Below are 15176 nucleotides of genomic sequence, written 5' to 3'. Positions count from 1 at the left end.
TTATTCCCTCCTACATTTTATTTTAATAAATTTTTATAATTTTCAATAGCATAATATAAATCTAATTTAGTTATATTATACCCTATATTAGCTTCTCTCAAGCTATTTTCAGCTTTTAAAAATGTAATAGAATCAATCAAATTATTATTTAGCCTTTTTTCTTGGTATTTATAATTTTCAGTAGCACTTTCAAGTGCTTTTTCTTTTGCTTCTAATACTTTTTGTAATCTCACTATATCTAAATATGCAGATTTTAAAGCTATTTCTAAGTTATCTTTTGTAAATTTTCTATCATATTCAACTTTTTTTGTGTTATTTTTACTTCTTTGATATGCATCTATATTTTTACCAAAATTATATAATGTTCCTGAAATACTTATTCCTACTGACCAATCTAAATTCTCTGATTTAAAAGCGTCTTTTATACTACCATATGTAGTTTGATTTCCATATGAAAATTGCCCATTTACCATAGGAAGAAAATTTGCTTTTTCAAATTTTTCCGAAGCTTTTGCTAAATCTAAATTTATATCTAAAATTTTTGCAGTTAAACTTTCATTTTTAATTTTAATTAAATCTTTTCCTAAATCTATATTTATTACATTAATTTTTTTATCTATATTTTTAACATCTTTTAAAATAAGTTTTTCATCACTCGCTATGCCTAAATCATTTTTTATACTTAGTTTTGATATTTCAAATGCATTTTTCATTTGTAAAATTGTACTTTCCAATTCTATTAATCCATAATTTATATCCAATACATCACTTTTCATTACAAACCCTAATTCATACATTCTTTTTATTTTTTCAAAATTTTTCTCTAATTCTTTTTTAGAATTTTCTAATATCTCTATTTGCTTTTTTAATTTTAATGCTTCTATATAATTTTTAGTAATTTTTAATTTTTCATCATTTTTTTCTTTTTCTAATGCATATTCACTAAGCTGTACATATTTATCACCATTTTGAATAGCTGTTATTATTCTAAAACCATTAAAAATAGGTTGTGATAATGTTAATTTATATTGATGGTATTCATCACTACCTGTAAAAGTGTTCTTATCCTCTGTTTTAGCAATAGTTCCACTATATCCTACACTTGGTAATCCTGATTTAAAAGCTTCTTTTTTTTGTAATTTTGAATTTTCTAAATCTAACTCATATTTTTTTATAGTTTCACTTTTCTCTATCACTTTTTCAGTTGCAGTATTTAAATCTATTTCTATTTTTGCAAATGATGTAAGAGTTGTTAATAAAAAAACTAAAATCACTACTTTTCGTCTCAATATTCTTCCTCCTTTATTTTTTTATAGCTAAATAAATAGTATTTGAAATTATTTTAATATGATACTCCAATTCTTCTTCTGTTATTTTTTTTATTTTCCCACTACTTTTAAACTCTTTTATTTCAAATAATTCAAACATATATGCATCTAATATTTTACCTAGTACCGTAATAAATATTTTTTTATTTTCTATTACTTCATCTCTAACCTCATTTTTACTACTTTCTAAAAGTTTTATATATATATCCTCACTCATTTTTTTAAAAGGAAATTCACTTTCAAAAAGTTTTGACAAAAGGTGCGGATTCTTGAATATAAGAGATATTACTTTATACATTGCTTTGTGTTTATAAGAGGTTTTATACATAAGGCTCACTATTTTTTTGATGTTTTTCTTTAATTCACCTTCTTCAAACTTTAAGTTTTTTAATATATCTATATAAATTTCCATCATTTTGGATATAACATCAATAAATATATCATCTTTTGCCTTAAAATAAGTATAAAAAGTTCCTTTCGCAACTCCAGCTTCTTTAGTAATATCTTCAACTTTAATTCCTTCATAACCTTTTTCTAAAAAAAGTTCCATAGCACTTTTTATTAATTTATTTTTAGTATTTAATTCATCCATTTTCCTCCTGATTTCCCTCCTTGATTATACTTTGATTTAATTTTAATATTTTAATCATATCACAAACTGACCATCAAGTCAATGACTAGCTAGTCAGTTTTTGGAAAATGTAGTTTTTTTGGAAACGTTCTTTTTTTAACTTAATAAAGTATTGATTTTTTTATACAAAAATGGTAAAAATATACTGGAAACAGTTCAATTGTTTTTGAATCTATACATTATTAAATGTATAGATTGTAAAATAAATTATAGGAGGTATTTTTTATTATGAAAAAATTTTTAAATTTTTTATTCTTATTGGTTTTTCTTACTATTATTGGCTGTGATAAAACATCTAATTTAACATCTAATTTAAATAATAGTAGTATATCTGCTTCACTTGTTAGTGAATGGAATAATGCTTATTTTAGAGGTACACCTAATTCTTGGAATACTAGTCCAATGACTAAAGTAGCTTCTAATACTTGGGAAATTACCGTTACGTTTAATAATGGTGACTCTTCTGGTGGTCCTAGATTTAAAATTGATAGATACGGGGATTGGTCAGAAAACTATCCTTCTCAAGATTATTATGTTTCTCCTAACAAAACATATAAAATCACTTTTTATGATTCTACTCATGAAATTAAAGTTACAGAAATAAATAATAGTTCTTCTTCTATTAACGGGACTATGATGCAATATTTTGAATGGTATTTACCTAATGATGGAAGTTTATGGAATAAAGTAGCTTCTGAATCTTCTACCTTATCAAATATGGGAATTACAGCTCTTTGGCTTCCACCTGCATATAAAGGACAAGCTGGAAGTGCAGATGTTGGATATGGAGTATATGATATGTATGACCTTGGAGAGTTTAATCAAAAAGGTACTATTAGAACTAAATATGGTACAAAAGATGAATATCTTAATGCCATAAATGTAGCTCATCAAAATGGTATACAAATATATGGTGATGTTGTGTTTAATCATAGAATGGGAGCAGATGGAAAAGAAAATGTATCAGCTACTAGAGTAGATTGGAATAATAGAAATGTTACCTATGAAACCAAAACAATAAGTGCTTGGACAGATTTTCATTTTCCTGGAAGAAATGGAAAATACTCTACATTTAATTGGAAATGGTATCATTTTGATGGTGTAGATTGGGATGATAATTCTAAACAAAAAGCTATATTTAGATTTAATGGTACAGGAAAATCTTGGGATTGGGAAGTGGATACTGAGAATAATAATTATGATTACTTAATGGGTGCTGATCTTGATATGGATCATCCTGAAGTTGTTCAAGAATTAAAAGATTGGGGAAAATGGTATTTAGATTTTACAGGTGTAGATGGATTTAGACTTGATGCTGTAAAACATATTAAATTTACATTTTTTAATGATTGGCTAGATTATTTAAGAAGTTCAACTGGAAAAGAATTATTTACAGTTGGAGAATATTGGAGTTATGATATAAATAAATTAAATAACTATATAACAAAATCTAATGGTAAAATGTCTTTATTTGATGCACCATTACACATGAATTTTCATAATGCGTCAAATGGTAATGGATATTATGATATGAAAAATATATTTAATGGTACTTTAGTTCAATCTAATCCATTAAAAGCTGTAACTATTGTAGAAAATCATGATACACAACCTGGTCAAGCTCTTGAATCACCAGTAAAAGATTGGTTTAAACCTCTAGCTTATGCTATGATTTTACTTAGACAAGATGGTTATCCATGTGTTTTCTATGGTGATATGTATGGTGCACAAAATATTAAGTCTCAATACAATACTATAAAAAAACTTGTTGAAGCAAGAAAATTATATGCTTATGGAGAACAAAGAGATTATTTAGATAATCCTGATATTATTGGTTGGACAAGACTTGGTGATGCTAATCATCCAAAAGCAATGGCTACAATCTTAACTGATGCTAGTGGTGGTAGTAAATGGATGTATGTAGGTAAAGCAAATGCTAAATTTATAGATTATCTTGGAAATAGAAGCGATGTTATTTATTCAAATAATGATGGATGGGCTGAATTCAAAGTAAACGGTGGTAGTGTATCAGTTTGGATAGAACAATAATAAAAAAAATCCTCTTAAAGATTACTTTAAGAGGATTTTATATTTTATTAAAAATTATTTTTACTCCATTCCATGCAAGCGTAGCACATTTTACTCTAGCTGGCATATTTGATATATTTTCTAAGATTACAGCATCTTCTAATTTTTCTTTGTCTTCTTCTGATATTTCTTCTTTTTTTATCATTTTAAGATAAGATTCTACTATATGTTTTGCTTCATTTATATTTTTGCCATTTATTATATCAAAAAGTATTGATGCTGAAGCTTGAGAAATTGCACACCCTATTCCTATAAAAGCTCCATCTACGATTTTGTCATCTTTTATTTTTAATTGTACAGTAATGTCATCTCCACAATTTGGATTATGACCTCTTTCAATATAATCTGCATTTTTTATTTCCCTCTTATTATGTCCACTTTTATTATGTTCCATAATTAAAGATGTATATATTTTATTATAGTCCAATAATTTCACCTCCAGATTCTTTGTTTTTTATTGCAAAATTTAAAATACTTTCTTACATAAAATTACTTAAAACTATTAAAATTTAGAACTTTTTTATGTATTATTACGATTATCTTATCTCTTTGTATTATAAATTTATATTTTTTAATAAAAAATTTCTTTTACTTTATATAGTGATTTTATAAGTTTATTTATATCATTTTCAGTATTGTAAATAGATAAGCTTACTCTACAACAAGAAGGAATATTTAGATATTTCATAAGTGGCTGTGTACAATGATGACCGGTCCTTATTGCTATATTATTCATATCCAATATTTGACTCACATCATGAGAGTGTACATTTTTTACATTAAAAGCTATAACAGGAGTTTTATTTTTTTGATTTTCAAAATATATCTCTATAAAATCAAGCTCCTTTAATTTACTTAGTAAATAATCATGTAATTCTTTTTCATATGTTTCTATTTTTTTAATACCTATTTTATTAATAAATTCTATTGCTGCTGAAAGTCCTACTGCAAGTTCTACACTTTGAGTTCCACCTTCATATTTTTCATAATTATTTTTATATATAGACTTTGTTTCTTCTACAAACTCTATCATATCTCCACCATATAAAAATGGAGGTAATTTTTCAATTAATTCTTTTTTTATATAAAGTACTCCAATTCCAATAGGTCCAAACATTTTATGCGCTGAAAACACAAAAAAGTCTATATCTAATTTTTTTACATCTATATTTTTATGAAGTACTATCTGTGCACCATCTACTATTATTTTTATATTAGTATTAAATGTTTTTATTAAGTTTATTATTTTTTTTACATCATGTACAACTCCAGTAGTATTTACAGCATAAGAAAATGTAACTAATCTTGTATTATTTGAAAGTTTATTTTTTAAATCACTTAAATCAAACTCTCCATTTTTATCTAAATAAATATATTTAAGAACTATGTTTTTTCTTTTAGCTAATTCTTGCCAAGGAACTAAATTAGAATGATGAGAACTAATTCCTACTAAAATTTCATCATTTTTTTTTAATTCTTTCTCTAAAACATACGATATTAAATTTAACGATTCTGTTGCTGATTTAGTATAAATTATCTCTTCACTTTCTGCTCCGATAAATGTCGCAACATTTTTTTTACTTTCTTTATATAAATTTGTAGCTTCTAAACTAAGTTTATAACTTCCTCTATTTGGACTTGCATTATTATAAATATTATAGTTATACATTGCATCTAATACCTCTTTTGGTTTTTGAGTAGTAGCTGCACTATCTAAATATACTAATTCTCTATTATTTTCAAATATAGGAAACTTATTTTTATGCATTTTATACACCTCAATTATTTTTCATTTCGATTAAATTATGAAAACCTTTCTTCGATTATATTATATAATCTTTCAACTAATTTTTTATTATTAATTTTACTAATAATTGGTTTTAAACTGGACATAACTATAATTTTTTTTGCTGCTTTCTCATCAAATCCTCTTTGCATTAAATAAAAAAGTTTTTCATCATTAAGTTGTCCAGCACTAGCCGCATGTTCACCTATTACATCATCTTCATCACATTTCAAGGTTGGAATAGAGTCTGATTTTATATTTTTATTAAGTAATAACGTAAATTCTGACTCTTTTCCAATTGATTTTTTAGCTCCTCTATCAAATTGAAGGTTTCCTCTAAATACCTTTTTGCTATTATCTTTTAATACTCCTCTTCCTTCAATAATACTTTCTGTATAAGGTGCTCTATGATTAGTTGTAAATTCTAAATCTATTTTTTTATTTTTATCTCCAATATAAACTGAATAAACTTCACTTCTAGCTTCTTTATCAAGAAGATATACATTATTACTAATCATATTTATTTTTGAACCCATACTAAAAAAATATTGATTTACTTTAGAAGTTCTATCTGCTTCTACAATTATATTTGAAAAACTTTCAGAATTTTCACTTAATCTTTGAACAAAAAAAATATTTATTACTGCGTTTTTTTCCGCTTTTATTTTAAATAAAGAATTTCTAAAAACATCTATATCACCTGTATAGTCAAATATAATACTACTCTCACTATTTTCTCTAGCTATAATAATATTATAATCTAAAATATTATTGTTTTCTTTATCTCCTTTAAAAGAAAAATAATATTTAGAATTTTTATTGTTATCTATATACACACCGCTATTAAAAAACAATTCTGCCATTTTTATAAAATAATCATTTTCTTTAAAAGAATTTTTAAATTCTATTTTTTTTATTATTTTTTCATCTATTTTTATTATATCATTATCTGAAATCTTAGATAATTCTCTAATTTTATCAAACTTAAATTCATATTGATATCCTACTCTTCGCCAATTTGGTTTTTCTAAAGAGTTCAATATGTCTAATTTATCTTTATTAAATTTCTTATAACTTTCAAACATATATACACCTCTATCTTTTTTATTCAATTTAAAAAATTGAATTTTATTATTTTATCCTATTGTTCCTTCTAACTCTAAATTAATTAAATTATTTAATTCTACAGCATATTCTAATGGCAATTCTTTTGTAATTGGTTCTACAAATCCCCTCACAATCATAGCTTTGGCCTCTTCCTCACTAATTCCTCTTTGCATTAAATAATAAATCGTCTCATCACTAATTCTACCTATTTTAGCTTCATGTCCAATGTCTACATCATCATTCATAAGCTCTATTATTGGCACTGTATCTGATTTTGATATATTATCTAGCATTAAACTTTCACAATTTACATTTGATTTTACATGATGAGCATTTTTAGCTACTTTTAAAAGACCTCTATAAAAAGCTATTCCTCCATTTTTTGATATTGATTTAGAATTTATAGTTGAACTAGTATATGGTGCTGCATGCACTACTTTTGCGCCTGTATCAAGATATTGACCTGTTGAAGCAAAAGTAATTCCTGTAAATTCTGCTCTTGCATATTCTCCTCGAAGTATACTCATAGGATAAAGCATACTAACTTTTGAACCAAATGAACCTGATACCCATTCAATAGTTCCTTTTTCATCTACTACTGCTCTTTTTGTATTTAAGTTATACATATTTCTAGACCAATTTTCCACTGTAGAATATCTAAGCTTAGCACCTTTTTTTACAAAAAGTTCTACTGCACCCGCATGAAGCGCTTGTGATGAATATTTTGGTGCGCTACATCCTTCTATAAAATGAAGACTTGCTCCTTCTTCTACAATAATAAGTGTATGTTCAAATTGACCTGCTTCTTTTGCATTTAATCTAAAATATGATTGAAGTGGCATTTTTACATGCACTCCTTTTGGTACATATACAAATGAACCACCAGACCATACCGCGCCATGAAGTGCAGCAAATTTATGATCAATATTTCTTATAAGTGTCATAAAATATTTTTTTACTATATCTTCATGTTCTTTTAAGGCTGTTTCTATATCTGTATATATTACCCCTTGTTTTATTAATTCTTTATTTACATTATGATAAACAACTTCAGAATCATATTGAGCTCCAACTCCTGCTAAGGATTCTCTTTCAGCTTTTGGAATTCCTAATCTGTCAAAAGTATTTTTAATATAATCCGGAACATCATCCCAATTTTCTTTCATTTCTGTATTTGGCTTTAAATAATAAATTATATCTTCTACTCTTAAATCTTTTAAGTCTGCACCCCAAGTTGGCATAGGTTTTTGATTATAAATTTCTAAACTTTTTAATCTATGTTCTAGCATCCACTTAGGTTCTTTTTTTTTCTTTGAAATCTCTATTACTATATCATTGCTCAATCCTTTTTTAGATTTGTATGAATGATCTTCTTTATCTACTATATCATATATGCCTCTATTGATATCATCTACACTTGTTTTATTTTTTTTCATTTATATCACCTTTATATTTTCATAACCTTGTTTTTCTATTTCATGAGCAACTTCAATTCCACCAGATTTTACAATCTTTCCATTGTTTACCACATGAACAAAATCAGGTTTTATATAATTTAACACTTTATTATAATGAGTAATTATAAGTATCGCATTATTTTCATTTTTTAATTTATTTACTCCTTCATACACTACTCTAATAGCATCTACATCAAGTCCTGAATCCGTTTCATCTAATATAGCTAATTTAGGTGCTAATATAGCCATTTGTAGTATCTCATTTTTCTTTTTTTCTCCTCCAGAAAATCCTACATTTAAATGTCTATTTGCATAATTTTTATCAATATGAAGTTCCTCCATTTTTTCTTCTAACTCTTTTTTAAATTTAATTACTGATTGCAATCTTCCTGTTATTGATGATTTTGATGCTCTCAAAAATTCTTCTACTGTAACTCCAGGTATTGCTTCTGGATATTGAAATGACATAAAAATCCCCTTTTTAGCTCTTTCATCCACTTTTAAGTCATTAATGTTTTCACCTTCAAAAATTATTTCACCATCTACAATCTCGTATTTAGGATTTCCTGTTATAGCATTTGAAAGTGTTGATTTTCCAGCACCATTTGGTCCCATTATTACATGTACTTCTCCTTTATTTATTTCTAAATCTATTCCCTTTAATATCTCTTTATTTTCTACTTTAACTTTTAAATTGTTAATTTTTAATAAACTACTCATTTTTTCCTCCTTTATTTATTAAAAAACTCAAGAATTTTTATAAATTTTTTTCTATTATATCTTTTAATTTTTCCTTATCTGGATACTCACCCTCTATTACTTTTTTTCCATTAATAAATAATACAGGTGGTTTATCAGATATATTAAATATAGCGTCTACATCTCTTATTTTTTCTACATTTGGATATATATCTAATTCTTCTATTACTTTCATAATATCTATATATAAAGGACTATTTGAACAAAAAAAATCATATATTACTATATTCATTCCTACATGCATAGTCTTTCCTCCATTTATTTATATTTTATATAAATAATATATCATATTATTCTTGACTTTTCAAGTAAAGAATAATATTTTAATCTATTTTTTAATTTATTTACTTTTTTACACATTTCCAAAAAATAAAAAAACTATCCATGAAAATCATGGATAGTTAAAATAATTATTTATCAGATATTGAATCTACTCCAGGTAACACTTTACCTTCTAAATATTCTAATGAAGCTCCTCCACCAGTAGAGATATGAGTAAATTTATCAGCAAATCCTAATTGAATTGCAGCAGTTGCTGAATCTCCTCCACCTATTATTGTAGTAGCGCCTTCCAATGCAGCTATTGCTTCACAAACAGCTATTGTCCCTTTAGCAAATGCAGGCATTTCAAATACTCCCATAGGTCCATTCCATACTACAGTTTTTGCTCCTTCTAATGTTTTTGCAAATAATTCTATAGAAGCTTGACCAATATCTAATCCTAATCCTTCTTCATCAGCTGCTATATCTTCTACTGCTACAGTTTTATGAGCTGCATCAGCTGCAAATTTTTCGGCAAGAACTGTATCTACTGGAAGTATTAATTTATCTCCTGCTTTTTCCATCAATTCTTTTGCTAATTCTATTCTATCTTCTTCGCATAAAGATTTTCCTATATTTAATCCTTTTGCTTTCAAGAAAGTAAACATCATTCCTCCACCAACAATAATTTTGTCAGCTTTTGCAATTAAGTTTTCTATTACTGCTATTTTATCAGAAACTTTTGCTCCTCCTAATATTGCAACTAATGGTCTTTCAGGATTATCAACAGCTCCTCCTATAAATTTAATTTCTTTTTCCATCAAGAATCCAGCTGCTGACTCAGCTATATTTGAAGCTATCCCTACGTTAGAAGCATGTGCTCTATGTGCAGTACCAAATGCATCATTTACAAATACATCTCCTAAAGAAGCCCAATATTTTCCTAATTCTGGATCATTTTTAGATTCTTTTTTACCATCTATATCTTCAAATCTTGTGTTTTCAAACATTAAGATTTCTCCATCTTTTAATTCGTCTATTGCTGCTTCTAATTCTGGACCTCTAGTAACTGGAACAAATTTTACTTCTTGTCCTAATACTTCTTCTAATCTTTTAGCTACTGGAGCAAGAGATTTTGAAGCTTTATCTTCTTCGGTTTTTACTCTTCCTAAATGAGAAAATGCAATTACTTTCCCACCATTTTCTAATACATATTTTATTGTAGGAAGTGCCGCTGTTATTCTATTATCATTAGTAATTTTCCCATCTTTCATAGGTACATTAAAGTCAACTCTCATTAAAACTTTTTTACCTTTTACATCTAAATCAGTTACGATTTTTTTAGCCATTTTTTCCCTCCTGATTTTCTCTTTAATATCATATTTTATTTTAAAAAAGCGGAAACCTAAGTTTCCGCTATTCTATTTATTTAATTATTTTATTAATGAAGCTAATTTTTTAACTGTTCTTACTAATTGAGCAGTATATGACATTTCATTATCATACCAAGTTAAGATTTTTACTAATTGTTTTCCATCTACAGTCATTACTTTAGTTGATAAAGCATCAAATAATGATCCATAGTGAATTCCAATTACGTCTGAAGAAACAATTGGATCTTCTGTATATCCTAAAGTTTCGTTTGCAGCAGCTTTCATTGCAGCATTTACTTCTTCAGCAGTAACTGATTTTTCTAATTCTACTACTAAATCAACACAAGAACCTGTAACAGTTGGAACTCTTACAGCTCCACCATCTAATTTACCATTTAATTCAGGTAAAACTTTTCCTACAGCTACCGCAGCTCCTGTAGAAGTTGGAACCATATTAGCAGCAGCAGCTCTTCCTCTTCTAGCTGTAATAGGTTTTGCATGAGGTCCATCTAATGTGTTTTGATCATTTGTATAAGCATGGATAGTAGTCATAAATCCTTTTACTAATCCAAAGTTATCATTTAATACTTTAGCAACTGGTGCTAAACAGTTAGTTGTACAAGAAGCTCCTGAAATTATATCTTCACTTCCATCTAAAATTTCATCATTTACGTTATATACGATAGTTTTTAAATCTCCTTTTGCTGGTGCAGAGATTACAACTTTTTTAGCTCCTGCATCAATATGAGCTTGAGATTTATCTTTTGATACATAAAATCCTGTACATTCTAATACAACATCTACTCCTAGGTCTCCCCAAGGTAAATTTCTTGCATCTCTTTCAGCATAAATTTTAATAGTTTTTCCATCTACAGTAATTGAATCTTCTCCAGCTGTTATTGAATCACTTTTATATCTTCCTTGTGCTGTATCATATTTTAATAAGTAAGCTAAATCTCCTGCACTTGTTAAATCATTAATAGCAACGATTTCAAATTCAGGTGAACCAAACATTAATCTAAATGCTAGTCTTCCGATTCTTCCGAATCCATTAATTGCAACTTTTACTGCCATTTAATCATACCTCCTATTTTTTATATGTAAATTTAAATCATACACAACTAATATAACTCAAAATAAAGCTAATGTCAAATTAATTATATAGATATTTTTTCATATCTTCTTTCATTTCTATCTCGATAATTTGCTTTTCTTTACTAATAGGGTTAATAAATTCTAATCTATACGCATGTAATAATTGTCTTATATTTCTTTCTTTATCAGAGTATAATTTATCTCCAATAAGTGGATGACCTATACTTGACATATGTACTCTTATTTGATGAGTTCTACCTGTAAAAAGCTCTACCTCTATTAAAGTAATATTTTTTTCTATGTTTTTTTCTAAAACTTTAACTTTTGTTTTCGCATATTGTCCGCCATTTTCAATAGGTAAAATCTCTCTTTTTAGATTATTTCCTATTCTTCCTATTGGTTTTTCTAAAATAAATTCATCTTTTTCAATTATTCCTTCTACTATTGCTAAATAGTACTTCTTCACTTCACATTTTTCTTGTAAAAAACTTTGTGCAAATCCTGTTTTAGTAATAATTATAAGTCCTGAGGTATCCATATCTAATCTATTATAAAATCTTGGAATCATAATTTTATTATATTTTTCTTTAAAATAATATACTATTCCATTGGCCAAAGTTTTATCTACTTTTTTTAAAGTAGGATGAACTACTATTCCTGGGTCTTTATCTATAATAAGTATTTCTTCATCTTCATATACAATATTTAATTTTATCTCTAGCGGTTTAATATTTGTACTTTTTTCTTTTTCTTTTACTAAAAGTACTTCATATGCTCTTAATTTTTTTTTAGGTTTAACTCTCTTTCCATTTAAAAAAATCTCCAAATTTCTGATACTTCTACCAGAATAATTTTGAATATTTCTTAAATATTCAGATATAGTATAACCTTTATACTCTTTTTCAATTCTATATTTTTTCATATAATGACCCTTTTGTTTTTACAAATTATATATATCACTATCTTATCAAAGTAAACAGTTTTTGTCAATTATTATTTCATATATTTAGAAAAATCAAACTTTATAATAACTATTTTTTTCACTTATAATCTATAAATAAAAAACCTTCCTAAATTTAGGAAGATTTTATTTGTGTTTCCAATTTTATAGCATCAAATTTACATTTTTCATAACATAAACCACATCCTATACATTTTTCTGCTATAACTTTATGTTTTTTCTTAACTTCTCCTTCTATTGCATCTACTGGACATACTCTAGCACATGCTGTACATCCTATGCACTTATCTTCTATTATTTTTGCTTTTTTTACTTCTTTTATATCACTTTTTATTGCATTTGTCGGACATTTCACTTCACATATTCCACAATTTATACATTTACTATCATCTATTACTGCTAAATTTCCTTTTACTTCTATTGCATCTACTGGACAATTTTTAGCACATATTCCACATCCTATACATGATATACTACATACTTTTCTTGAGTCTGCTCCTTTTTCATGTGAAGAACAAAGTACTGATACTCTTGATTTTTCTCTTACCATTTTTATTATATTTTTTGGACATTCTATTACACATTTCTCACAAGAAATACATAACTCTTCATCTACTACTGCTATTCCTTTTTCATTTACTTTTATAGCATTTGTTGGACATACCTTTTCACAATCTCCATATCCAAGACATCCATACATACAACTTTTATCTCCACCATAATAAAGAAGTGCATTAGCACATGTTTTTATATCTGCATCGAATTCATATCTTTTTGTAACTTTAGTATTATCACCTTGACACATTACTCTAGCTACCATTTTTTCTTTATCTTCTGCTACTTGCCCTGTAATCGTCGATATTTTTTCTACTACTTCTGCTCCACCTGGTGCACATAAATTTATATCTACACCTTGCATTGCTACTGCTTCAGCATATCCACTACACCCTGGATATCCACACGCACCACAATTTACTCCCGGTAATATGTCTAGTATTTCATTTATTTTAGGATCTTTTTTTACTTCAAATTTCTTAGCCGCATATGCTAGAAATACACCCATTAATATGGCTATAGTTCCTAATGCAACTACTGCAATTATAATATCCACCATTATCACTCCTTATTAGATTTTTATACCACTAAATCCCATAAATGCCATTGCAAGAATTCCTGCACTTATAAAGGCTATAGCAATTCCTTTAAAACTTTCTGGTACATCAGCGTATTCAAGTCTTTCTCTAGTTCCTGCAAGTAAAACTAATGCAAGTGTAAATCCTACTGCTGCTGCAAATCCATTTGCTGTTGTCTCTATAAAATTATATTCCTCTTGTATATTTATAAGTGCCACTCCCAATACCGCACAGTTTGTAGTAATTAGTGGTAAAAATACACCTAATGCTTTATATAAATTTGGACTTGTTTTTTCTATTGCCATTTCTACAAATTGTACAAGCGATGCTACTATAAGTATAAACGCTATTATTTCTAAATATTCTATATGAAATGGTTTTAAAATATAATAATATACTATCCATGTTACAGATGATGCTAATGTCATTACAAATGTAACCGCCATTCCCATTCCTATTGATGACTCTATTTTTTTTGATACTCCCATAAATGGACAAATACCTAAAAATCTAGAAAATATAAAGTTATTTATAAGAATCGAACCTATTATTATTGAAATCAATCTACCTAAATCCATCTATTTTGCCTCCTTTTTATTAAGGCTTCTATTTTTTTTTGCATTCATCGTAGCTATAATAAACCCTAATGTTAAAAATGCACCTGGTGGTAATATAAATATTAAAGCTGGATTATAAAAACTTCCTAAAAATTTAATTCCAAAAATACTTCCATTACCTAAAATTTCTCTTATTCCTCCTAATAAAACAAGAGTAAAAGTAAACCCTAAACCATTTCCTAAACCATCTAATATCGATAATATAATTCCATTTTTAGATGCAAAGCTTTCTGCTCTTCCAAGAATTATACAGTTTACAACTATTAATGGTAAAAATACTCCAAGTGCTGCATAAAGTGCTGGTATATAAGCTTCCATTACCATTCCAACTATTGTTACTAATGATGCTATTACCATTATAAATGCTGGTATTCTTACTTTATCAGGGATAAAATCTTTTATCATAGATACTATCATATTTGAAAAAACTAATACTGTTAATGTTGCAAGTCCCATTGTCAATCCATTTGTTGCAGAAGTAGTTACTCCTAGAGTAGGACATAACCCAAGTAATAGAACAAGTACTGGATTTTCTTTTACTATTCCTTTTGAAAACTCTTTAAAATATCTATTCTCCACT

General features: G+C 26.9%; 15 protein-coding genes. 1 reads left to right on the top strand and 14 read right to left on the bottom strand.

All coding sequences use genetic code 11. The features are described 5' to 3' along the window. Window positions 1-17 precede the first annotated feature (17 nt). Window positions 18-1289: a TolC family protein gene (locus tag EV215_RS07060; RefSeq protein ID WP_134113291.1), complete on the bottom strand. Its 1272-nt coding sequence runs from the start codon at window positions 1287-1289 to the stop codon at window positions 18-20. 13 nt (window positions 1290-1302) lie between these two features. Further along, window positions 1303-1920: a TetR/AcrR family transcriptional regulator gene (locus EV215_RS07055; protein ID WP_134113290.1), complete on the bottom strand. Its 618-nt coding sequence runs from the start codon at window positions 1918-1920 to the stop codon at window positions 1303-1305. 267 nt (window positions 1921-2187) lie between these two features. Between EV215_RS07055 and EV215_RS07050 the strand changes: the two genes are divergently transcribed. Then, on the top strand, window positions 2188-4008 hold the full coding sequence (locus EV215_RS07050) for an alpha-amylase (protein WP_208320357.1): 1821 nt from the start codon (window positions 2188-2190) through the stop codon (window positions 4006-4008). A 37-nt stretch (window positions 4009-4045) separates the two neighbouring features. On the opposite strand, the gene sufU is transcribed toward EV215_RS07050, so the two are convergent. The 12 genes from sufU to rsxE form a co-directional block, all read right to left on the bottom strand. Further along, entirely contained in the window at window positions 4046-4474 is a 429-nt protein-coding gene (gene sufU / locus EV215_RS07045; protein ID WP_134113289.1) for a Fe-S cluster assembly sulfur transfer protein SufU, read from the bottom strand. 144 nt (window positions 4475-4618) lie between these two features. Next, complete coding sequence (locus tag EV215_RS07040; protein ID WP_134113288.1) at window positions 4619-5815, bottom strand: aminotransferase class V-fold PLP-dependent enzyme; 1197 nt, start codon at window positions 5813-5815, stop codon at window positions 4619-4621. A 35-nt stretch (window positions 5816-5850) separates the two neighbouring features. After that, window positions 5851-6918, bottom strand: coding sequence for a Fe-S cluster assembly protein SufD (gene sufD / locus EV215_RS07035; RefSeq protein ID WP_134113287.1), 1068 nt, complete (start codon window positions 6916-6918; stop codon window positions 5851-5853). Window positions 6919-6969: 51 nt separating this feature from the next. Beyond that, a complete protein-coding gene (gene sufB, locus EV215_RS07030; protein ID WP_134113286.1) occupies window positions 6970-8376 on the bottom strand; it encodes a Fe-S cluster assembly protein SufB in 1407 nt (468 codons plus the stop codon). Beyond that, on the bottom strand, window positions 8377-9117 hold the full coding sequence (gene sufC / locus EV215_RS07025; protein WP_134113285.1) for a Fe-S cluster assembly ATPase SufC: 741 nt from the start codon (window positions 9115-9117) through the stop codon (window positions 8377-8379). A gap of 37 nt (window positions 9118-9154) precedes the next feature. Beyond that, window positions 9155-9400, bottom strand: coding sequence for a thioredoxin family protein (locus EV215_RS07020; RefSeq protein WP_134113284.1), 246 nt, complete (start codon window positions 9398-9400; stop codon window positions 9155-9157). A 166-nt stretch (window positions 9401-9566) separates the two neighbouring features. Beyond that, entirely contained in the window at window positions 9567-10766 is a 1200-nt protein-coding gene (locus tag EV215_RS07015) for a phosphoglycerate kinase (RefSeq protein ID WP_134113283.1), read from the bottom strand. An 84-nt stretch (window positions 10767-10850) separates the two neighbouring features. After that, window positions 10851-11864 carry a type I glyceraldehyde-3-phosphate dehydrogenase gene (gap, locus tag EV215_RS07010; RefSeq protein WP_134113282.1) on the bottom strand — a complete coding sequence of 338 codons (1014 nt, stop codon included), beginning with the start codon at window positions 11862-11864 and terminating at the stop codon, window positions 10851-10853. A gap of 79 nt (window positions 11865-11943) precedes the next feature. Further along, entirely contained in the window at window positions 11944-12807 is an 864-nt protein-coding gene (locus EV215_RS07005; RefSeq protein ID WP_134113281.1) for an RluA family pseudouridine synthase, read from the bottom strand. 154 nt (window positions 12808-12961) lie between these two features. Continuing rightward, the gene (locus EV215_RS07000) at window positions 12962-13960 is read right to left on the bottom strand and encodes an RnfABCDGE type electron transport complex subunit B (RefSeq protein WP_134113280.1); all 999 of its coding nucleotides are present in this window, start codon (window positions 13958-13960) and stop codon (window positions 12962-12964) included. 12 nt (window positions 13961-13972) lie between these two features. After that, window positions 13973-14557 carry an electron transport complex subunit RsxA gene (rsxA, locus tag EV215_RS06995; protein WP_134113279.1) on the bottom strand — a complete coding sequence of 195 codons (585 nt, stop codon included), beginning with the start codon at window positions 14555-14557 and terminating at the stop codon, window positions 13973-13975. Continuing rightward, a complete protein-coding gene (gene rsxE / locus EV215_RS06990) occupies window positions 14558-15175 on the bottom strand; it encodes an electron transport complex subunit RsxE (RefSeq protein ID WP_134113278.1) in 618 nt (205 codons plus the stop codon). Window position 15176 lies beyond the last annotated feature (1 nt).

The organism is Hypnocyclicus thermotrophus (assembly GCF_004365575.1).
Taxonomy (GTDB): domain Bacteria; phylum Fusobacteriota; class Fusobacteriia; order Fusobacteriales; family Fusobacteriaceae; genus Hypnocyclicus; species Hypnocyclicus thermotrophus.
Note: the sequence above shows the minus strand (reverse complement) of the source record. Positions and strands in the feature narration are given on the sequence as shown.

What these genes read in the sequence shown, in the direction of transcription:
- EV215_RS07055 (WP_134113290.1), bottom strand. Translation starts at nt 1,920, where the DNA reads ATGGATGAATTAAATACTAAAAATAAATTAATAAAAAGTGCTATGGAA.
- EV215_RS07050 (WP_208320357.1), top strand. Translation starts at nt 2,188, where the DNA reads ATGAAAAAATTTTTAAATTTTTTATTCTTATTGGTTTTTCTTACTATT.
- EV215_RS07040 (WP_134113288.1), bottom strand. Translation starts at nt 5,815, where the DNA reads ATGCATAAAAATAAGTTTCCTATATTTGAAAATAATAGAGAATTAGTA.
- sufD (WP_134113287.1), bottom strand. Translation starts at nt 6,918, where the DNA reads ATGTTTGAAAGTTATAAGAAATTTAATAAAGATAAATTAGACATATTG.
- sufB (WP_134113286.1), bottom strand. Translation starts at nt 8,376, where the DNA reads ATGAAAAAAAATAAAACAAGTGTAGATGATATCAATAGAGGCATATAT.
- sufC (WP_134113285.1), bottom strand. Translation starts at nt 9,117, where the DNA reads ATGAGTAGTTTATTAAAAATTAACAATTTAAAAGTTAAAGTAGAAAAT.
- EV215_RS07020 (WP_134113284.1), bottom strand. Translation starts at nt 9,400, where the DNA reads ATGCATGTAGGAATGAATATAGTAATATATGATTTTTTTTGTTCAAAT.
- EV215_RS07015 (WP_134113283.1), bottom strand. Translation starts at nt 10,766, where the DNA reads ATGGCTAAAAAAATCGTAACTGATTTAGATGTAAAAGGTAAAAAAGTT.
- gap (WP_134113282.1), bottom strand. Translation starts at nt 11,864, where the DNA reads ATGGCAGTAAAAGTTGCAATTAATGGATTCGGAAGAATCGGAAGACTA.
- EV215_RS07005 (WP_134113281.1), bottom strand. Translation starts at nt 12,807, where the DNA reads ATGAAAAAATATAGAATTGAAAAAGAGTATAAAGGTTATACTATATCT.
- EV215_RS07000 (WP_134113280.1), bottom strand. Translation starts at nt 13,960, where the DNA reads ATGGTGGATATTATAATTGCAGTAGTTGCATTAGGAACTATAGCCATA.
- rsxA (WP_134113279.1), bottom strand. Translation starts at nt 14,557, where the DNA reads ATGGATTTAGGTAGATTGATTTCAATAATAATAGGTTCGATTCTTATA.